Consider the following 19,895-nt stretch of genomic DNA (forward strand, 5'->3'; position numbering starts at 1 on the left):
TTTTTAGGTAATACTTATGTAAGGTTTATTAATAAAATATAAAGTTATTATAAAACTGTAGCAAAAATGATTTTAAAATTAATTTTTTAAGAATATAACCTGATTTTATTTAAAATCAGGTTATATAGAATTAGATTACTGAAATGATTGTTCCAGCTCTTCAAGCTCCATCATTAATTCCAGAAGCTGTTCTTCTGCCTCGGCTAAGGCGAGCTTGAGTTCTGTCTGTTCATTCATCAGTTTAAGCAGGTCATTCTTGCGGTCATTATCATAGAGCGATGAATCACCTAGTTCGGTTTCAAGTGTCTCAAGACGCGGCTGTAATTTTTCAATACGGGCTTCGCATTGTTCGATTTTCTTGCGGACCGGGCGAGTTATATCACGACGGCGTGCAGCTTCTTTACGCTGTGCTTCTTTATCAACTTTGGAAATGGCAGGTACATCAACAACTACAGATTGGATTGGCGCAGCAGGCTGCTGGCCCTGTTTCATGATTTGTGTACGGGCCTGACGTAGCCAGTTAGCATAATCCTGAAGGTCTCCTTCAAACTCGGTCATACGACCGTCATGTACCAGTAATAACTCGTCACAAACACTGGCAATCAGCTGTCGCTCATGTGATACCAGAACTACCGCACCCTGAAAGTCCTGTAAAGCCATAGTTAATGCGTGACGCATATCCAGGTCTAGATGGTTGGTTGGTTCGTCAAGGATCAGGACATTTGGACGCTGCCAGACAATCAGGGCCAGAGCCAAGCGGGCCCGTTCTCCACCTGAAAAACTTTCACTGGGTGTATCCATGCGTTCGCCACTAAAACCAAAGCTACCTAAAAAAGAGCGCAGGCTGGCCTCACTGATTTTCTTGTCGGCAATTCGTGCCAGTTGCAGCATAGGGCTGGCCTGACCATCTAGCGCATCCATCTGGTGCTGGGCAAAATAGCCAATATTGAGCAGTTCTGAAGGATGACGTAAACCTTTAAGTAGGGGCAGATCGCCTACGAGTGATTTAATCAGAGTAGATTTACCTGCTCCGTTCATTCCCAGCAGACCAATACGGCTTGAAGGCGTAATCTGAATCTGGATATTAGTGGCAATCAGTTTTTCCCCATAACCAATATCCGCATGTTCTAATGTCAGTAAGGGTGAACTCATTTTGCTAGGTTCACGAAAACTGAACGTAAAGGGCGTATCGACATGGGCAGCCGAAAGTTCCTGCATTCGCTCCAGTTGCTTGATTCGACTCTGTGCCTGACGTGCTTTGGTGGCCTGTGCCTTAAAACGGTCAATATATTTTTGCAGGTGTGCGCGGGTTTCCAGCTGTTTTTCATAAGCCTGTTGCTGCTGGGCCAGACGTTCACTACGGGTCCGTTCAAAAGTGGAATAATTTCCGGTATATAAAGTAAGCTCCTGATTTTCAATATGCAGGATATGATCAGTGACAGCATCAAGAAAATCACGGTCGTGTGAGATTAGGACCAAAGTACCTTCATAGGCATTTAACCAGTCTTCCAGCCATAAAATGGCATCAAGGTCCAAGTGGTTAGTCGGTTCATCCAGCAAAAGCAGGTCTGAGCGACTCATCAGGGTACGGGCCAGATTCAGACGCATACGCCATCCTCCAGAAAAACTGGATACTGCCAGTTTTAGCTGATATTCGAAAAAGCCCAGCCCTGCCATAAGCTGTGCTGCCTTGGCAGGAGCCGAATAACCATTAATCTCGTCAAAGCGGCCATGTAAATGGCAATATCATGATCAGATAGCTGGTCGGACTGTTCCAGTTTTGCCTGAATTTCCCAATATTCTTCATCACCTGATAATACAAAATCCAGTGCTGCCATATCCAGTGCTTCGACTTCCTGTGCCATATGAGCAACTGTCCATACCGCAGGACGGCTTAGAGAACCTTCATCGGCCGACATATTGCCGAGCAATGCCGAAAACAGAGTAGATTTACCGGCGCCGTTAACTCCGGTCAGACCAATCTTCCAGCCTGGATGCAGTTGCATGCTCGCTTTTTTAAAGAGTATACGGCCACCGCGGCGAATCGAAAGTTGGTCAAGCTGAATCATGAATACGCAAATCTATTATCAGAGGTAGGCCATTTTAAAGGATATCTGCTAGGAAAAACAAAAAATCACCTGTCTCTGCAAAAGAATATGAATTTCATCTAATAATTTGACTCAACACAAAAACACTTTATCGGAAATTAGAGTGAATGCTCTATTTTTGTACAGTTAAGCTGTTTATAGTGATAAAGCCCTCATTTAAACAATAAGACTCAGGATGAATAAGATGAATAAGGGAAAAATTCTGTTAGCTGCTGCTTCACTTTTTTTATTTGCTCATTCAGCCCAAGCCAAAGTAGATATCTGTGTTTTTGATTTGCTGGGCAAAGCTGGCGAGTCCTATAAACTGATGGAAGACTGGCTGCTGGCTTCCAAGAACTGGAATGCTGATGTCGGACTAAAAATTGTAGCAGATGAGGCACAGGCAGAGCGTGAGTTTCGAGCTGGAAATTGTGATGGTGTGTATATGACTTCTATTCGTGCTCGTGCTTTTAACAAATTTGCTGGTTCAATTGATGCCCTAGGTGGGGTACCTAGTAATGCAATAGCCCAAAAGGCCATCAGCTATGCTCTGGATCAGCGTAATAGTAAACGTCTGGTGAGCAGACTGGAGGGACAGGTATATGAAGTTGCCGGAATCGGTCAGCTCGGCGCAGCTTATATTTTTGTAAAAGACCGTAATATTAATACAGTTGAAAAAATCGCCAAGAAAAAATTTGCAGTTCTTGGGCATGATGCTGCTCAACGGATCATGGTACAGCGTATTAATGCCAAGCCGGTGGCCTCGGAAATTTCGAATTTTGTCAGTAAATTTAATAATGGACAGGCGGATATTGTTGCAGCGCCTGCGTATGCTTACCGGCCTTTGGAAATTTATAAAGGCATGGGCCCAAATGGCGCCATGATCAATTTCCCGGTAGTCAATGTTACTGCAGACCTGATTATCCGGCCAGATAAATTTCCACAGGACTTTGCTGCCAAGTCACGTCAATGGTTCTTAAAACAGTTGCCTCGCAGCATGGCTATGGTACAACGTCTTGAAGCAGGCATTCCTGCAAAATTACGAATCCAGCTGTCCAGTGAAGACCGTACTGCTTATCAACGTTTATTACGTGAAGGCCGCATCGATTTGACCCGTCAGGGCATTTATGATGAGACCATGATGCGTGTGTTAAAAAGGGCGCGCTGCACAGTAGAGCGGACTAACTTTGAATGTTCACTCTCAGGCGAATGATACAAAATGAAAGTTTTGTAGCTATTGATTTCCTGACTATAAGTGTAGATAGAAAATTTTAATTACTTAAAAAATGCAGAGATAGATCACAATTTAAAAAAATGGAGCAAATACTCTATTTTTTTTAAATAAAGCTGGGTAATATCTTGCAATGTAAGGGAAGTTCGAGAATAAAATCTCAAAAAAGGAAGAAAACAATGAAAAGAATAGTACTGACTGCTGTTACCACTGCACTTTTAGGTCTGGCAGGCACTGCTCAGGCCAAAGTAGATGTTTGTGTCTTCGATTTACTGGGTAAATCTGGTGAATCCTACAAAATGATGGAAGAGTGGGCATTGGCTGCAAAATCCTGGAAAGCAGATATTAACCTGGTTCCACGTCAGGATGAAGCTGTAGCGGACAGTGATTTCAAGGCAGGTAAATGTGATGCAGTTTTTATGACTTCAATGCGCGCCCGTCCGTATAACAAATTCGTGGGTTCTATTGATGCCTTGGGTGCTGTGCCAAGTAATGCTGTGGCCCAACGTGCAATCTCTTATGTACTGGATGCCCGTAATGCCGGCAAAATGACTACAACTCTGGGTGGTAATAAATATGAAGTTGCCGGTGTATCACCTTTAGGTTCAGCTTATATCTTTGTACGTGATAAAAATATTAATTCTGTTGAGAAAGCAGCAGGTAAGAAGTTTGCAGTATTGGGCTATGACAATGCCCAGAAAATTATGGTACAGCGTATTGGAGCACAGGCAGTCCTGTCTGATGTATCTAACTTTGTGGCCAAATTTAATAATGGCCAGGTCGATATGGTCGGTGCGCCGGCTTATGCTTATAAACCTTTGGAAATTTATAAAGGTCTGGGCAGTAATGGCGCGATGATGAATTTCCCGGTATTACAGGTAACCGCTGACTTGGTCTTGCGAGCCGATAAATTCCCGGCTGGTTTTGGTCAGCAATCACGTACCTGGTTTGCCAAACAGCTGCCAAAAAGCTTTTCAATGATTCAGCGTTTAGAAGCCGGTATTCCGGGCAAATATAAAATGAATCTAAGTGCTGAAGATAAGCTTAAATACCAGAAGATGTTACGTGATGGCCGTATGGATTTAACCAGACAGGGTATTTATGACAAAAATATGATGGCAGTATTGAAGAAAGCTCGCTGTGCAGTCGATAAAGCCAACTTCGAATGCTCTATGGCAGGCGAATAAATTATGGAAGTTAAAAAACCTGGCTATAAACCGGGCTTTTTTGTCTGTATTTTTATAGGTATGTAAGGTCAGTACTCAGCTGCCGGATAGAAAACAGAAAATAAGAAAAAATAAAATTGAAAGGATAAAATTATGCAATGGACTAAAGCACTTGTGCTGGGTGCAGGAATATTAATGGCAGCAGAAGCAGCTCAGGCAAAACAGGTTTTTTGTGTTTTTGATCTGGTCGGTAAAAATGGCGATGTATATACTTTAATGAAAGACTATCAGCTTGCTGCTAAAAACTGGGGAGCAGATATCGAACTGCGTGTAGGCCAGAATGAGGCAGTGATTGCTGAAGATTTTAAAGCCGGGAAATGTGACGGAATTAGTGTTACCGGTATGCGTGGCCGACAGTTTAATAAATTTACCGGTTCCCTGGATGCAATCGGAGCTATTCCGGACCTTAAGTTGGCTGTTAAGGTTATGCAAGGCTTAGCCAGCCCGACTTTTGCTAAATATATGACCAATAGTAAATATGAAGTTGCAGGGGTTATTCCGGTCGGCGATGCATTCTTGATGGTAAATAACCGTAGTATTAATACAGTTGCTAAAGCAGCTGGCAAAAAAATTGCAGTTCTTGATTATGATGAAGCCCAGAAGATTATGGTTCAGCAAATCGGTGCGCAGGCAGTTAGTGCCGATGTAACTAATTTTGGCAGCAAGTTCAATAACCGCCAGGTCGATATTATCGGCGCGCCGGCAGCCGTGTTTAAACCGCTGGAATTACATAAAGGTCTCGGTACCAAAGGCGCTATTGTTAATTATCCAATTCTGCAGGTAACAGGAAACCTGATTATTCGCCCAGACAAGTTCCCCGCAGGCTATGGACAAAAATCGCGGGAATGGGTCAAAACCCAGTTACCACGTGCATTTAGCATTCTTGGAAAAATGAAGGCGGATATTCCACAGAAATACTGGATGAATATACCAGCAGCAGATAAGCCGGGTTACCAGAAACTGATGCGTGAATCACGGATTGACCTGACCAGACGTGGTATTTATGACAAGCGCATGATGAAGCTGTTATGGCAATTCCGCTGTAAAGAAGACCGCAGTAATTTTGAATGCAGCCTACAGGATGAGAACTATAAATAAACCTGATAAAATAACTCAGGATAAACTTTAAAGTTCAGGCGCTGGCCATATATTGAGTATGTTATACTTTAAATATATGGCCTTTGCCTTTTAAGGCAGATGAATTTGTTGAGGAACGCCCAGTATGAATGCCCCAGCTCTTGTGTTGTCAGATAATGCTGCAAATAAAGTGCGCCAACTCCGTGAAAGCGAAGGGAATCAGGATTTAATGTTACGTGTCTATGTAACAGGAGGCGGCTGCTCAGGATTCTCTTACGGTTTTAACTTTGCCGAAAGCATGAATGAAGATGATGCTGAATTTACCAATGGCGATGTAACCATGCTGGTAGATTCACTAAGTTACCAGTATTTGGTAGGTTCAGTGGTTGATTATATTCAGGGACTGGAAGGATCACGTTTTATCGTTGAGAATCCGAATGCTACTACGACCTGCGGTTGCGGATCTTCATTTTCAATCTAGAAGATAACTGTTTAAAAAACCCATCCTGAGATGGGTTTTTTTATCATTGTAGTTAAGCCTGAATCTGCTCCAGGATAAGCTGGCTGACTACAGCAGCTTGCTGCACAGGAAGCCAGTGGTTGGCCTCTAACATGACTTCACGGTACGGCGCCTGTACATAACGCTGGTTTAGTTTAACGCCAGCATCACTAATAGCCACATCCTGGGTACCGCCGATAAACAGAGTAGGGACAGTGACCGGATCGAATCGCTGGAAACGGGCATTGAAAGGTAGTGCCCGATACCAGTTCAGGCTATAACTTAAACGGCCCTGTTCCAGCATTTCTGTTTTGAAAATTTCCAGTTGCTGCTTGGTCATCCCTGAATTTTTAAGTAAACCCAGACCTATTTTTGGAAATTTTTCAAATAATAATTCTGGCAATTTAGGCAGCTGAAATAACCCGATATAATAAGATTTAAATAGCTGGTCCGAGGCAAGCAGGGCACGCAGGAAAGCACCCGGATGAGGTACAGATAACACCACCAGATTTTTTAATTTTTTAGGGTAATGCATAGCGTATTCCCATGCCACAATTGCTCCCCAGTCATGGCCAACCAAATGCACTGGCTGGTTAATCTGGTCAATCAGCAGATCCAGATCTTGAAGTAGCTCCTGCATCCGATAAGCCTGACGTCCTTCAGGGCGTGCATCAAGGCTATAGCCACGCTGGTTCGGTGCAAAGGTACGAAAACCTGCTGCATTGAGCTGAACCCGGACCTGATCCCAGCATTGTGCCGTTTCGGGAAAGCCATGGAGCAGTACCACAGCTTCACCTTCTAGCGGACCGCTATCGATCAGGTCAAAGCTCAGTTCACCACGATGATAACGCTCAAGGCGCTGTTTACTTAAATCAATCATCTTTTTTCTCTTATTGTTACTTTGAATTTTTGTTTAGTCATATATTTTAGTAAAAATCACTGCGGTGTATCTTCACCAGAAGGTATGCTTTAGCTCATTTATAGCTCGTCTAATCAGGTTGCAGTCATACTGCCTAAAATGCGAAAGCCTTGTGCACCGGTAACAGCAGGCAGGTTACCACTTTGCTGCTGTACAAACCGCATAGCAAGCCAAGCAAATGCTGTTGCTTCTACCCAGGTTGGACTAAGGCCCAGACTGTCAGTAGTCTGCACACTCCACTGATGCTTGCGCAGGCGCCAGCGTAACTGGTCTAATAAATGTGCATTGTAAGCACCGCCGCCACATACATATACTTCACCTGTATCCAGTCCTGAACGGTAAATGGCTTTTTTAATTGCCCTTGTAGTCAGCTTTAATAAAGTAGCCTGTACATTTTCGGGTGTATCTTCCAGCTCATCATACCCCAGATCATCATTACGCCAGTCCTGTATCTGCTCATCCAGCCAGTCCAGATTAAAGTCTTCACGTCCGGTACTTTTTGGAGGTTCTTTTGAAAAATACTCATGCGCCTGTAAGCGTTCCAGTAAAGCACGAATTGGCTGACCATAGGCAGCCCAACTGCCATTTTCATCATAAGGATGACCTGTATAACGCTGACACCAGCCATCCATCAGGATATTGGCCGGACCGGTATCAAACCCATAGACTTTCTCGGGCTGACCAGCAGGTAACAGACTGACATTGGCAATACCTCCCAGATTTAAAATCACCCGGTGAATTTCAGGATGCTGAAATAGGGCCTGATGAAAAGCTGGCACGAGCGGTGCACCTTGGCCACCGGCTGCCATATCACGACGACGAAAATCAGATACCACTGCAATACCGGTCAGTTCGGCAATAATATGAGGGTCACCAATCTGTAGGGTAAAATGATGTTCAGGACGATGACGAATAGTTTGGCCATGTGAACCGATGGCCCTGATCTGGCTACGGTCCAGAGCATTTTTTTCAATCATCTGGTTAATACCATGACCGATCATTTGGCCCAGAGCAACATCAGCAGCTCCCATCCGGTCAATTTCATTATCATCTGGCAGGGTTAATGCCATCAGCTCGTCACGTAATTCCGGATCGAATGGTAATGTCAGGGTAGCGTGGAGCCGCAGAGGATCAAAAGAAGCAGCAACGATATCGACACCATCCATGCTGGTGCCGGTCATTACCCCGATATAGATCGCTGTCATGATGATTCTTAAGCCTGCAATGTGCTGAAAAAGTGTTAGTATATCTCACAAATTGTATAACTGATGTGTTTGGGTTTTGTGATGTCAAATTTCCTGCCGGCTGAAGAACAACTTGCCCTCATTCAACGAGGCACTCATGAAATTATCTCTGAAGAAGATCTTCTGAAGAAATTAAAAGAAAACCGTCCCCTTAAAGTTAAAGCGGGTTTTGATCCAACTGCCCCTGACCTGCATCTGGGTCATACGGTTTTAATTAATAAGCTTAAAGTATTTCAGGATTTAGGCCACGATGTATATTTCCTGATTGGTGACTATACTGCCATGATCGGTGATCCGACCGGCAAGAGTGCAACACGTCCGCCATTATCGCGTGAACAGGTTCTGGAAAATGCCAAAACCTATCAGGAACAGGTCTTTAAAATTCTTGACCCGAATAAAACCAAGGTGGTATTCAACTCAGAATGGTTTGCCAGCAAGACTGCGGCTGATCTGATTCAACTGGCTTCCCAGCAGACCGTTGCACGTATGCTGGAACGTGATGATTTCACCAAGCGCTATAGCAGTCAGCAGCCGATCGCGATTCATGAATTTTTATACCCGCTGGTGCAGGGTTATGACTCAATTGCTCTGGAAGCGGATGTTGAGCTTGGTGGTACGGACCAGACATTTAATCTATTAATGGGCCGTACCTTGCAAGGCCGCTATCATCAAGAGTCTCAAGTCTGTATTACCGTACCAATTCTAGAAGGCTTGGATGGTGTACAGAAAATGTCGAAGTCTCTGGGCAATTACATCGGTGTATTTGATGCACCAGGCGCAATGTACCAAAAGGTACTGTCGATGCCAGACAGCCTGATCGAACGTTACTTTGAACTGCTCAGCTTTAAATCGATGCCTGAAATTCAAGAACTGCTCAAAGAGATGACAGAAGGCCGTAATCCGCAGGAAATCAAGCGTATTCTGGCACTGGAACTGGTTGAGCGTTTCCATGGCAGTGAAGCAGCGGCCAATGCGCATAAAGGTGCAGGAAATATTATTACTGAAGGTGAATTGCCAGAAGGCACACCTGAAGTAACTATTTCTCGTGCCGAATTTGGTGGTGAGATCTTTATTGCGTCCATTTTACGTACTGCGGGTTTAACTAAAAATGCAGCGCAGGCTAAAGATGCTGTAGCACGGGGCGCCGTTAAAGTTGACTGGGAAGTAGTAGATGCAGACTTTTCAGTAAAAGAAAATAAAACTTATATTATTCAGGCAGGCAAAAAGGCGATTGCTAAAGTTACCTTTACTGACTAAATAGATGAATAAAAAAGCAGGTCTCTGGACCTGCTTTTTTATCACTTTTATTTGACAGAATCATTTGAACTATAGGATATATTGCTAAATAGCGTGATTTATCAGTTTTTCTATCACTGATCTTAGGATCTTAATCTCGGCTTCATTACCTTCAAACTGCTCAGTTTGATTACGCTTGAAAATATCACGAATTTCTAGAGTAGCGTTAGAGTCGATTAAACCCAGATAGGTCCCGACCTGGCGTAACTGGTCAATTGAACGTGAACCATTGGTTGCCCCATAACCCACATAGGCAGCAGGTTTGCCTTGCCATTCTTTACCTAAGTAATCTAGAGCATTTTTCAGGGCTGGACTATAACCATGATTATATTCAGGACTAATAAAAATAAAGCCATCACCTTCGGAAATTTTTTCTGCCCATTGCTGTTGTTTTGGCTGGTCATAGATACCTGTAATGGGCGGATGGCTTCCGGCAAAAACAGGCAAATCCCATTCTTTTAAATCAACGATTTCAGTTTCCAGGGTGTTATAGTCAAAACTCTCAATAGCCTCGAGAACCCATTTGGCCACCTTAATAGCAGTACGACCTTCACGTATGCTGCCTACAATAATATAGATTTTCATAATATTTTCCGGTTGGGCATGATCTTTATTAAACTAATTATTTTTTTGGAAAGCGCCTAGACAGAATTTGTATCTCTATTTTAAAACATCAAAAGTTATGAACCAGTTTAATTTTTAAGCAGGTATAATCGTTAGATGGCTATTCAATATTTCAGATCGTTCGACCAGATCTATGACTGGAGAACAAGCTTTTGACATAATAAAATATCTGTATCCATTAATGCCTGTAGAAGGTGAAATATATTAATCTGCGGACATTGCTCTGTTTGGGAAAACTGCCAGGCCTGTTGCAATAAAATAATTAAAGCCTCACTTAACACCAATGTACTGTAGCTTTGAATATGTGCTGAAAGTAAAGCTATATTCAGCTGCCGCCTGAGCTCCAAGACAGAAATATCATAACGGTCTAATAAAAAGATTAATTCATTTGGTTCGGATTGCTTTAAGAGCTGTAAAAAAAGATGAGATACTTGGACTTGGGTAATCTGGTGCTGGGCACATTCATTCAGGGTTTGTAATAATGCTTCGCGTATTGCGCTAGAAAGACAACGTAATAAAACAGTTAGTGTCAGCATAACAACTCATTGTTTTTAATCATACAGCACTTAAGCTGAGTAATAATTTTTATAATTAAAACTGGGATAAAGTGTATGTTTAGATATCTGCCAGTCTTTATGGCTGATTGAATTCTAGCCTGATATATAGCCAAGCGTGAAGCTGCATTCATCGCTTTTTATTATATAGACCTTTAGAAAAACCATCTGCTGATCATTTAAATGATCAGTAAACTGGCTAGACATTTAAATATTTAGTTTATATTTTACTTATAATAAAAAAAGCCGGACATACACAGACCGGCTTTAGAATGATTGATTTTAGGCAGCGTCTAGATGAGTTTAATACCTTGCTGACCTGCTGGTGTAACCTTGAAGATTTCAACCTCAAAACTGATATTTTTACCTGCCAGCGGATGGTTAAAGTCTATCTCGGTCATGTCATCATTCACTGATCTGACCACACCGTACAGGCTGCTTTTAGCTTTGTCTTCAAACTCGATCATTTGGCCAACCACAGGGCGTTGTTCAAATTTGACCGTATCAAAGCGTTGAATATTTTCCGGATTCCACGGTCCAAAGGCATCTTCTGCCGGTAAATGTACAGTACGGCGGTCACCTGCCCTTAAACCAAAAAGAGCCTGTTCAAAGCCTGGCAGTAAATTACCGTCACCAATCACCAGACTCACCGGCTCTTCACGGCTGCGGGTATTATCTATTTCAACACCATCTTCAATGGCAACTGAAAAGTGCAGCTCTACCTGAGAACCTTCTTCAATTCGGGTATCTTCATTCGGGTTGAGTAACTCTGTCATTTTGTTGCCTCTGCACGTTGAATCCGGTGTTTTTCCAGAAAGAAAGTATCGATTAATAACAGGATTGTTCCAAGAGTGATGGCACTATCAGCAATATTAAATGCAGGAAAGTGACTGTTCTGATAGTAGACATGAATAAAATCTACTACATAACCCAGACTGACCCGGTCTATCAGGTTACCGATGGCGCCCCCTAGAATCAGGGCAATAGCCATTGGTAAAATGACCAGATGTTTTGGCATACGCATTAGCCAGAAAACAAACAGCAAGGAAACCCCAGCCGCCAGTCCGGCAAATAAATAACGCTGCCAGCCACCGGCATCAGACAGAAAACTGAATGCTGCACCATAATTATGTAGCAGCGTCCAGTTTAAAAAGGGCAGTACGGCTACCGGATCGGCATAGTTCAGATGGTTTGTTGCAATCCATTTGGTCCATTGATCCAAAATAATGGCAACAATTGCCAGCCCGATCCACACCAGATTATGTGGATAGAACTGGAACCAGCCTTTTCTTTGCGGTGTATTAGGCATATTTTCTCTCTTCGCCCTGACCAGAAGGAAGGTTAATTAGGCAGCGTCCGCAAATACCTGGATGACCTGCATGTGTATTAACATCAGGCAGTACATGCCAGCAGCGAGCGCATTTTTCACCTTCTGCCGCTGAAACTTTGACACGCAGACCTTCGAGCTCGGTACTTTCACCTGCTTTCTCAAAGTCATGAACAATAACCTGAGAGGTGATCAGGACAAAGCGCAGCTCATTGCCCAGTTGGTCCAGAATACTTTTTAACGCTGGTTGGGCCCAGAGTTCAACCTTGGCAGAGAGGTTAGAGCCGACCAGTTTAGCGTTACGTGCTGCTTCAATCTGTTTGTTTACTGCAGATTTTACTGTAATTAATGTTTGCCAGTTTTCTTCAGAAATCAGATTGGCTGTTGAGGCCACCGGAATCTGATACCACTCGCTCATAAATACATATTTTTCTGACTGCTCAGGAATCAGTGGCCAAGCCTCTTGTGCAGTAAAGCTCAGGATTGGGCTCATCCAGCGGATAAAGGCCTGTACGATATGATATAACGCAGTCTGCGCAGAGCGACGTGCCTGCGAGTCGGTTTTGGTGGTGTACTGACGGTCTTTAATAATGTCCAGATAAAAACCGCCCAGATCATTAATACAGAAATTGGTTAGTGAGCTACAGACGACATGAAAGTTCATTTCATCATAAGCAGTAAGGATGCTCTGCTGAACCTCATGCGCACGTTGCAAGATATACTGATCCAATGCAATCAGCTGGTCTACTGGCAGTGCATCAGTACTTGGCTTAAAGCCATTTAGATTGGCCAGCAGGAAGCGTAGAGTATTACGGATACGGCGATAACTGTCGCTAACACGGTTAAAGACTTCTTTACTTGCTGCAATTTCATAGCGGTAGTCGCTTGAAGCAACATATAGGCGTAGACCATCAGCTCCCAGCTGCTTGATGATGTCATCTAGCGGGATATAATTCCCTAGCGATTTTGATAGCTTGCGTCCGTTTTCATCTACTGTAAAGCCATGGGTCAGTAAGGCTTTGTAAGGCGCACGGTTATGAATCGCTATAGACGTCAGCAGGGATGACTGGAACCAGCCACGATGCTGGTCTGAGCCCTCTAGATAAAGGTCAGCCGGGCTTTCCAGATCTTCACGCTGGTCAAGTACAGCATAGTGGGTTGTACCTGAATCGAACCAGACATCCAGCGTGTCACGCACGGCATTATAATGCTCGGCATCATCACCAATAAAGTCTTTCGCTTCACGGTTAAACCAGGCATCAATACCTTCCTGTTCAATCAGCTTGGCAACTTCTTCGATCAGTTCCGGAGTACGTGGATGCAGCTCATTAGTATCTTTATGTACAAAAAACGGAATTGGCACACCCCAGGTACGCTGACGTGAGATACACCAGTCCGGGCGGCCATCAATCATGGATTCAATCCGATTTTTACCCCAGCTTGGTACAAATTCGATGTCATCTTCAATCGCATCCAGTGCACCCTGACGTAAATTTTGCTGATCCATACTAATGAACCATTGAGGCGTTGCACGGAAAATAATAGGAGTCTTGTGGCGCCAGCAGTGTGGATAACTGTGTCGAATTGGCTGATGTGCCCACAAACGGCCTGCTGCACCAAGGGCTTCAATGATTTGCGGATTGGCTTTATAGATGTGTACACCCGGGAAAAGTGGTGAAGTTGGCAGATATACTCCATTACCACCCACCGGATTATCGACTTTCAGCTGATAGAGCAGACCAACTTTATAGTCATCTACACCATGGCCAGGCGCAGTATGTACTGCACCCGTACCACTGGTTGCAATCACATGTTCACCTAAAATGACCGGAACCTGGCGATCTGCCAGAAGTGGGTGCTGGAGTTGCAGGTTTTCAATCACTGCGCCGGTAAAATCGGCCAGTACTACCGGGTTTTCTAGCTTATAACGTTCTACAGCAGACTCTACCAGATCTTTGGCCAGAATCAGATTGTGTAAGCCTTTGTCTGTCTGGGTCTGTACCAGCTGATATTCAATTTCAGCATGTACTGAAACTGCCTGGTTAGCCGGAAGGGTCCATGGTGTTGTGGTCCAGATAACAATATCAGTAGGCACATCAATTTCTACCTTCAAACGGGTAGATAAGTCTTTTAAGTCAACGACACTAAAACCGACATCAATTGCATCAGATTTTTTATCTTCATATTCAACTTCAGCTTCAGCCAGTGCCGAGCCACAGTCCATGCACCAGTTCACCGGCTTTAAGCCAGGCTGAATATGACCATTTTTCTGAATCTGGCCCAGTGCACGAACAATATCTGCTTCCTGCTTGTAATTCATGGTCAGATAAGGATTATCCCAATCACCCAGTACGCCCAGACGCTTGAAGTCGTTACGCTGCAGATCAATTTGTTGTGAAGCATATTCACGGCATAATTTACGGAAAGTGGCTGCATCAACTTTTTCGCCCACTTTACCTACTTTTTCTTCAACTTTGAGTTCAATTGGCAAACCGTGGCAGTCCCAGCCTGGAACATAAGGTGCATCAAAGCCAGATAATGTGCGACTTTTAACAATAATATCTTTTAAGACTTTATTGACTGCATGACCCAAGTGAATTGTGCCATTTGCATAGGGAGGGCCATCATGCAAAATATATTTTTTCTTGCCAATACGCGATGTGCGAATCTGCTGATAAATGTTGTCGGCGTACCACTCTTCTAACCATTTTACTTCACGTACTGCCAGATTTGCCTTCATGGCAAATTCAGTGCCCGGCAGATTTAGTGTGGCTTTATAATCCACAGCATTTTCAGGAGTTTGCTTATCGCTCATGCAAGTTGTCTTCCAGTTCAATCAGCTTGAACGCTGACGGGTTTTACAATCAAAAAAACAGAATTTAAACAGGGAATTTGGGGGTATTTCTACGAAACTCAATGAGCTTGGCTACATCATTATCAATTCCGGTCTTTAATGCTTCAAGCGAAGGATAATTTACTTCACCATGCAGATATTTTAAAAAAGTGACCCGCACCAGCAAGCCATACAGATTAGCAGAAACCTCAGGAAAGTGTACTTCTAATCGCCACTCTGGCTGTTGCTGCTGAATTGCGGGCCGTGTTCCCACATGTCCGGCACCAAATAAACTCTCCGGTCCATAACCTGCAATTCCGGGTAAATCTGGGTGTTCCAGACGTACTCTGGCAGCAAGAGAATTATGCTCAGAGATCACTTCTACCGCATAAATTCCATGCAGGCAGGGCTTATGCCGGTTCATCCCTACATTAATGGTCGGGAAATTCAAGGTACGCCCAATCTGGTCACCATACTGAATTCGACCCACCATACTGTAGGGACGTCCTAAAAGCTGGGCAGCAAGAGTCAGGTCACCCTGCTGTAATACCTGCCGGATCCGTGTCGAACTGACTCGCTCTCCCTGAAAATCGACAGTATTCAGATTAGTGACTGCAAAGCCATAGTTTTTTAGAAATTCGCTATTGCCTTGCCGGTTTTTTCCAAAATGAAAATCATCACCCAATACTAGGCTATGAGCATGAAGCTTATCTTTTAAAAGGGACGCAAAGCCTTCTGCACTCATGCTACGGAACTGGTCGTCGAATTTGGCTACAGCAATATAGTCCACACCAAGTTCAGTCAAATACTCTACTTTTTCACGTAGTGAGCTGATACGGGGAGGAGCTTCGTAGCCCTTGAAGTATTCTAGCGGTTGGGGCTCAAACAGCATAACCAGTGTTTTTAAATTTTTCTGGGCAGCAACAGTTTTAAGCTGAGCAATCATGGCCTGATGTCCAAGATGGACACCATCAAAATTGCCAATTGTCACTGCGGTTGCAGGCAGCTGAAAATCGGGCATCAGGGCATTCAGACGGAGCAGCTTCATGGGCGAAGAAATCAGTGCAAAATTTGAAAGGTCATATATTGCCATATTCTCACAGTTTCGTCTTGTTGTTGTGTTTTTACTCATTTTTTTGGCTGATCAATAAATTATATATCATCTTTATTGATTTATATAATACAAATAAATCAATTTTATTTATATGTGGGCCTTTTTATAATTAGTGCTGCATTAAAAATTCGATCAGGTACAGTAATGAACAGGCCATTTGAACAGCTAGGGCAGCCACGAGATATCATTCGTCAATTCACACCTAACTTGTTTACCGTCACTATGGGAACGGGTGTAGTAGCACTTATTTTACCTGAACTGTCATCTGGTTCAATTAATCTGTGGTTAGGAGGTGCTTTCCTCTGGCAGATCAATATTATCTTATTTATCAGCTTTAGTCTGCTTTATAGCCTGCGCTGGTTGTTCTATCCCGCCGAAGCCAGACAAATCTTTTTTCATTCAAACATGAGTCTGTTTCTGGGTGCTATTCCTATGGGCTTGGCTACTATTGTAAATGGATTTTTAAAATACGGTTTGCCGCTATATGGCGATTCTGCACTAGAAATAGCCAAACTGCTTTGGTATATCGATGTCGTTATGGCAGTGGGAATTGCTTGGTTAGTACCTTTTTGTATGTTTAGTTGCCAGCAGCACCAGTTACACAGTATGACAGCGATCTGGCTATTACCGATTGTAGCCTGTGAGGTTGCAGCAAACTCAGGTGGAGTATTAGTACAATATCTGGCTATAAGCCAGCAGACAGTGGCTATATTGATGGCCAGTTATGGGTTATGGGGGATTTCAGTACTGCCAGCTTTTGCCATATTAACTATTCTGATGTTAAGACTTGCCCTGCATCAGTTACCTTCTAAAGATATGGCGATTAGCAGCTGGCTGGCATTAGGTCCTATTGGAACGGGTGCATTGGCTTTACTGAGCTTAGGATCACAGGCACCACGCATTCTAACTTTTATTGGACAGAAAGATTTAGGCATGTTTTTGCAGTATGCAGGTACTGCCAGCAGTTTGATTCTACTGGGGTTCGGGCTTTGGTGGCTTGGTCTTGCAGTATTGACGACCTTAAAATATATAAAAAGAGGTCTACCTTTCAATTTGGGGTGGTGGGGTTTAACCTTTCCATTAGGGGTGTTTACACTGGCCATTTACACTCTGGGCCAGCAGCTGCAGCTCTCTATATTACATAATATTGCCTCTAGCTTGGCCTATATTTTAATCATACTCTGGGTGGTTGTTGCGACTAAGACCGTACAAGGGTTTTATCGTGGCAACCTGTTGTTCTCACCTTGCCTGAAAAGTTTTCTGGACAAGGGTTAAGTATTTACAGTGGATTAATCAGTCCTTAGTACCTTGTACCTGAGTTAACTTTATTTTCTAATAATCAAATTTTAACGAGTTTTCTAAATGGTAGAGCAATCTGCACTCATCATGGCGCTCCCAAGTGAATCTAAAGGTCTGTTTGAGCAGGCCGGTATTCAGGTTCATTACAGCGGTATTGGCAAGGTCAATGCAGCATTTAAAGCCTATGAGGTGATTCAACGTACTGGATGTAAAATACTTTTTAACTTAGGTACCGCAGGCAGTAGTCACTTTGATACCCACTCACTGGTCGAGGTCAGCAGTTTTGTACAACGTGATATGGATGTCTCTCCTTTAGGTTTTGTCCCGGGCATTACTCCAATGGATGAGGAAATACCAGGATGTATTGAACTGGTTTCATACTTCGATCAATTGCCTAAAGGAATCTGTGGAACTGGTGACTCCTTCGAAACAGGCTTGCCTAAAGTGTCTTGTGATCTGGTGGATATGGAAGGTTATGCCCTGGCTAAAGTTTGTAAAAAACTTGGAGTACGCTTGGTATCTGTCAAATATATTAGTGATGGTGCCAACACCACAGCACATCTGGATTGGGAAAATAATCTGCTGTTGGGAGCGCATAAACTGTTGGATTTATACCAGCAAGCAAGGCTTTCATTTCAATCATAAAGAACAAGTAAAAAGGCCAGAATTAAAGAGCTGAAGCATTAATTCTGGTTAGCTTCGGAAACTTCGGTTGAAAGCGTGACCGGGCTATATTCAGAGCGCGGTAAAATACCATAGAGCATCAGATGGATAGTATGTTCGATAGTCCTCTGGTAGGTGCTTTTACTTTTAAGCGTTTTTCCCATCACCATTTCAATTTGAGTACTAAAATCAGCATAATTCTGGGTAATTGCCCAGATATTTAAAATCAGCAATTCCGGATCAATACCTGCAGAAATTTTTCCTTGTTCCTGCCAGTTCTGGATCACCTTGGCCTTACGCTTAAATAGTTTTTTCAGCGGGCCTTTTAAAATAGATAAAATATGTGGTGCACCCTGAATAACTTCTAGTGCAAACAGCTTGGAGGCTTTAGGCTGGTGACGTGAAACCTCGATCTTGAGCATCAGATAATTAGCTAATGCTTCAGCCGGCTCAAGGTCTACTTCAAGCGACTGTAGAGGAGCCAGCCACTTCTGGAGTACTGTAGTAAGTACCTCAACATATAAAGCCTCTTTATTTTCATAATAATAAAAAATATTTGACTTATGCATGTCGGCCAGCTGAGCAATTTCATCCAGACTTGCCCCGTTAAAACCATACGTAGAAAAAACGTCTAGAGCTGCATTTAAAAGTAAATTCCGTTTTTGAGTGCTCTTCTTTTGTTCCATTGTTCCCCACAAATATCGATAAAGTCATAATTGTAAGACAAATGGGTCGATTTGTGCACAATTTTGCAAAGTAATTCTTCCAATATGCTGAATTAAACACCTTTTTTAACATTTGGTAAAAAAAGTAACTCATAATAAATTGATAGTTAATAACAAATTAGCTTAAAAAATAATTTTAAAATAAAATTATTTTTAGCTGTGAAAATTAAATGAAAAATCTTTTTTAAAGTACCAGATATATTTGTTATAAGTTTAAGAAATTGATTTTAATAATTATATTTAGTATAGAATGAGTTTTTCATGACTATACTGTAAAAGAAGTTATGATCTTTACCTTCTTGTTAAAAGATATCTTGTTTATATAGCCTCATGTATAAAACAGCCATCTCAAGATGGCTGTTGGCGTGTATGAGTTTAGGTGGCTAATACTGCATCTAAAACTTGCTGCTCCAGCTCGGTGAACTGGACACTCTTTTTACGGGGCCGTGGTAAATCAATCTTAAAATGATGAGCAATCTGGCCTTTATCCAGTAGAATAATCCGGTCAGCCAGTTGTACTGCTTCAGCAACATCATGAGTGACTAAAACAGCTGTGAAGCCCTGCTCACGCCATAACTGTTCAATCAGATTTTGCATTTCAAGCCGGGTAAGAGCATCGAGTGCGCCTAAGGGTTCATCCAGTAATAAAACTCGTGGTGTATGGGATAAAGCTCGAGCCAGAGCAGCACGTTGCCGTTGTCCGCCTGAAAGTTGGGCGGGCCAGTTACTGGCTTTTTCAGCGAGCCCCACCTTTTTGAGTAGCGCTACTGCATGGGCATGACGGTTATGGGCCAAACCTAGCTGTACATTCTTCTCGACAGTCTTCCATGGCAATAGACGTGAATCCTGAAACATAACCCGAATATCATCTGTGGTAATATCTTCACGAAAATTCTGTGCAGACTTGAATTTTATTTCACCGTAACTTGCTGCTTCCAGGCCAGCAATTAGACGTAGTAGAGTACTCTTGCCACATCCGCTACGTCCCAAGATTGCTATAAATTCTCCCGCCTGAATATGCAGATCTAGCTCCTCAAGAACTTTAACCTGCCCATAAAACTTATGAAGCTGCTCAACCACAATTTCTGCTCCATTCTGCGGCTGAGTGGTAAAATTCGTACTTGGCTTAGCTTCTATATCAACTGATAGCGGTATATTTAAATTGCTCATTAGTATA

At 43.0% G+C, this 19,895-nt stretch carries 17 protein-coding genes and 1 pseudogene; 7 read left to right on the forward strand and 11 right to left on the reverse strand.

Going from position 1 to position 19,895, the window contains the following annotated elements; genetic code table 11:
• Window positions 1-135 precede the first annotated feature (135 nt).
• A pseudogene (locus J502_RS06535) lies at window positions 136-2,069 on the reverse strand (ATP-binding cassette domain-containing protein).
• Window positions 2,070-2,292: 223 nt separating this feature from the next.
• Here J502_RS06535 and J502_RS06540 point away from each other — a divergent pair.
• The 4 genes from J502_RS06540 (at window position 2,293) to erpA (ending at window position 6,102) form a co-directional block, all read left to right on the forward strand.
• The gene (locus J502_RS06540) at window positions 2,293-3,300 is read left to right on the forward strand and encodes a putative solute-binding protein (RefSeq protein WP_005405795.1); all 1,008 of its coding nucleotides are present in this window, start codon (window positions 2,293-2,295) and stop codon (window positions 3,298-3,300) included.
• A gap of 197 nt (window positions 3,301-3,497) precedes the next feature.
• On the forward strand, window positions 3,498-4,505 hold the full coding sequence (locus J502_RS06545; RefSeq protein ID WP_005017500.1) for a putative solute-binding protein: 1,008 nt from the start codon (window positions 3,498-3,500) through the stop codon (window positions 4,503-4,505).
• Between the two features lie 132 nt (window positions 4,506-4,637).
• Entirely contained in the window at window positions 4,638-5,642 is a 1,005-nt protein-coding gene (locus J502_RS06550; RefSeq protein WP_034683464.1) for a putative solute-binding protein, read from the forward strand.
• 124 nt (window positions 5,643-5,766) lie between these two features.
• Complete coding sequence (erpA, locus tag J502_RS06555; RefSeq protein WP_005017496.1) at window positions 5,767-6,102, forward strand: iron-sulfur cluster insertion protein ErpA; 336 nt, start codon at window positions 5,767-5,769, stop codon at window positions 6,100-6,102.
• Window positions 6,103-6,154: 52 nt separating this feature from the next.
• Here erpA and J502_RS06560 read toward each other — a convergent pair whose 3' ends face one another.
• Both J502_RS06560 and J502_RS06565 read right to left on the reverse strand, forming a co-directional pair.
• Entirely contained in the window at window positions 6,155-7,000 is an 846-nt protein-coding gene (locus tag J502_RS06560; protein WP_034683466.1) for an alpha/beta fold hydrolase, read from the reverse strand.
• A gap of 113 nt (window positions 7,001-7,113) precedes the next feature.
• Complete coding sequence (locus tag J502_RS06565; RefSeq protein ID WP_034683467.1) at window positions 7,114-8,244, reverse strand: anhydro-N-acetylmuramic acid kinase; 1,131 nt, start codon at window positions 8,242-8,244, stop codon at window positions 7,114-7,116.
• Between the two features lie 63 nt (window positions 8,245-8,307).
• On the opposite strand from J502_RS06565, the gene tyrS reads away from it, so the two are divergent.
• On the forward strand, window positions 8,308-9,540 hold the full coding sequence (gene tyrS, locus J502_RS06570; RefSeq protein WP_171072016.1) for a tyrosine--tRNA ligase: 1,233 nt from the start codon (window positions 8,308-8,310) through the stop codon (window positions 9,538-9,540).
• An 84-nt stretch (window positions 9,541-9,624) separates the two neighbouring features.
• On the opposite strand, the gene J502_RS06575 is transcribed toward tyrS, so the two are convergent.
• The 6 genes from J502_RS06575 to ribF all read right to left on the reverse strand — a co-directional run bounded on the left by J502_RS06575 (window position 9,625) and on the right by ribF (window position 15,965).
• Window positions 9,625-10,164, reverse strand: a complete 540-nt coding sequence (locus J502_RS06575; RefSeq protein ID WP_005017485.1) for an NADPH-dependent FMN reductase — start codon at window positions 10,162-10,164, stop codon at window positions 9,625-9,627.
• A 170-nt stretch (window positions 10,165-10,334) separates the two neighbouring features.
• Window positions 10,335-10,739: a citrate:sodium symporter gene (locus J502_RS06580; RefSeq protein ID WP_249301522.1), complete on the reverse strand. Its 405-nt coding sequence runs from the start codon at window positions 10,737-10,739 to the stop codon at window positions 10,335-10,337.
• Between the two features lie 311 nt (window positions 10,740-11,050).
• A complete protein-coding gene (locus J502_RS06585) occupies window positions 11,051-11,533 on the reverse strand; it encodes an FKBP-type peptidyl-prolyl cis-trans isomerase (protein ID WP_005017480.1) in 483 nt (160 codons plus the stop codon).
• On the reverse strand, window positions 11,530-12,066 hold the full coding sequence (lspA, locus tag J502_RS06590) for a signal peptidase II (protein ID WP_034683471.1): 537 nt from the start codon (window positions 12,064-12,066) through the stop codon (window positions 11,530-11,532). The genes J502_RS06585 and lspA overlap by 4 nt, the downstream gene beginning before the upstream one ends.
• Complete coding sequence (gene ileS, locus J502_RS06595) at window positions 12,059-14,899, reverse strand: isoleucine--tRNA ligase (protein WP_034683472.1); 2,841 nt, start codon at window positions 14,897-14,899, stop codon at window positions 12,059-12,061. Before ileS ends, lspA begins: the two co-directional genes overlap by 8 nt.
• A 64-nt stretch (window positions 14,900-14,963) precedes the next feature.
• Window positions 14,964-15,965 (reverse strand): riboflavin biosynthesis protein RibF, encoded by a 1,002-nt coding sequence (gene ribF / locus J502_RS06600; protein WP_005404708.1) that lies wholly within the window; start codon window positions 15,963-15,965, stop codon window positions 14,964-14,966.
• 210 nt (window positions 15,966-16,175) lie between these two features.
• On the opposite strand from ribF, the gene J502_RS06605 reads away from it, so the two are divergent.
• Entirely contained in the window at window positions 16,176-17,306 is a 1,131-nt protein-coding gene (locus J502_RS06605) for a TDT family transporter (protein ID WP_034683475.1), read from the forward strand.
• 87 nt (window positions 17,307-17,393) lie between these two features.
• Window positions 17,394-17,975 carry a 5'-methylthioadenosine/S-adenosylhomocysteine nucleosidase family protein gene (locus J502_RS06610; protein WP_034683477.1) on the forward strand — a complete coding sequence of 194 codons (582 nt, stop codon included), beginning with the start codon at window positions 17,394-17,396 and terminating at the stop codon, window positions 17,973-17,975.
• Window positions 17,976-18,013: 38 nt separating this feature from the next.
• On the opposite strand, the gene J502_RS06615 is transcribed toward J502_RS06610, so the two are convergent.
• Both J502_RS06615 and J502_RS06620 read right to left on the reverse strand, forming a co-directional pair.
• Window positions 18,014-18,679 (reverse strand): TetR/AcrR family transcriptional regulator, encoded by a 666-nt coding sequence (locus J502_RS06615; RefSeq protein WP_034683479.1) that lies wholly within the window; start codon window positions 18,677-18,679, stop codon window positions 18,014-18,016.
• Window positions 18,680-19,093: 414 nt separating this feature from the next.
• Complete coding sequence (locus J502_RS06620) at window positions 19,094-19,888, reverse strand: ATP-binding cassette domain-containing protein (protein ID WP_034683481.1); 795 nt, start codon at window positions 19,886-19,888, stop codon at window positions 19,094-19,096.
• Between the last annotated feature and the right edge of the window lie 7 nt (window positions 19,889-19,895).

Origin of the sequence: Acinetobacter sp. 1294596 (genome assembly GCF_000582925.1) — a bacterium.
Classification (GTDB): domain Bacteria; phylum Pseudomonadota; class Gammaproteobacteria; order Pseudomonadales; family Moraxellaceae; genus Acinetobacter; species Acinetobacter radioresistens.

What these genes read in the sequence shown, in the direction of transcription:
- J502_RS06540 (WP_005405795.1), top strand. Translation starts at nt 2,293, where the DNA reads ATGAATAAGGGAAAAATTCTGTTAGCTGCTGCTTCACTTTTTTTATTT.
- J502_RS06545 (WP_005017500.1), top strand. Translation starts at nt 3,498, where the DNA reads ATGAAAAGAATAGTACTGACTGCTGTTACCACTGCACTTTTAGGTCTG.
- J502_RS06550 (WP_034683464.1), top strand. Translation starts at nt 4,638, where the DNA reads ATGCAATGGACTAAAGCACTTGTGCTGGGTGCAGGAATATTAATGGCA.
- erpA (WP_005017496.1), top strand. Translation starts at nt 5,767, where the DNA reads ATGAATGCCCCAGCTCTTGTGTTGTCAGATAATGCTGCAAATAAAGTG.
- J502_RS06560 (WP_034683466.1), bottom strand. Translation starts at nt 7,000, where the DNA reads ATGATTGATTTAAGTAAACAGCGCCTTGAGCGTTATCATCGTGGTGAA.
- J502_RS06565 (WP_034683467.1), bottom strand. Translation starts at nt 8,244, where the DNA reads ATGACAGCGATCTATATCGGGGTAATGACCGGCACCAGCATGGATGGT.
- tyrS (WP_171072016.1), top strand. Translation starts at nt 8,308, where the DNA reads ATGTGTTTGGGTTTTGTGATGTCAAATTTCCTGCCGGCTGAAGAACAA.
- J502_RS06575 (WP_005017485.1), bottom strand. Translation starts at nt 10,164, where the DNA reads ATGAAAATCTATATTATTGTAGGCAGCATACGTGAAGGTCGTACTGCT.
- J502_RS06580 (WP_249301522.1), bottom strand. Translation starts at nt 10,739, where the DNA reads ATGCTGACACTAACTGTTTTATTACGTTGTCTTTCTAGCGCAATACGC.
- J502_RS06585 (WP_005017480.1), bottom strand. Translation starts at nt 11,533, where the DNA reads ATGACAGAGTTACTCAACCCGAATGAAGATACCCGAATTGAAGAAGGT.
- lspA (WP_034683471.1), bottom strand. Translation starts at nt 12,066, where the DNA reads ATGCCTAATACACCGCAAAGAAAAGGCTGGTTCCAGTTCTATCCACAT.
- ileS (WP_034683472.1), bottom strand. Translation starts at nt 14,899, where the DNA reads ATGAGCGATAAGCAAACTCCTGAAAATGCTGTGGATTATAAAGCCACA.
- ribF (WP_005404708.1), bottom strand. Translation starts at nt 15,965, where the DNA reads ATGAAGCTGCTCCGTCTGAATGCCCTGATGCCCGATTTTCAGCTGCCT.
- J502_RS06605 (WP_034683475.1), top strand. Translation starts at nt 16,176, where the DNA reads ATGAACAGGCCATTTGAACAGCTAGGGCAGCCACGAGATATCATTCGT.
- J502_RS06610 (WP_034683477.1), top strand. Translation starts at nt 17,394, where the DNA reads ATGGTAGAGCAATCTGCACTCATCATGGCGCTCCCAAGTGAATCTAAA.
- J502_RS06615 (WP_034683479.1), bottom strand. Translation starts at nt 18,679, where the DNA reads ATGGAACAAAAGAAGAGCACTCAAAAACGGAATTTACTTTTAAATGCA.
- J502_RS06620 (WP_034683481.1), bottom strand. Translation starts at nt 19,888, where the DNA reads ATGAGCAATTTAAATATACCGCTATCAGTTGATATAGAAGCTAAGCCA.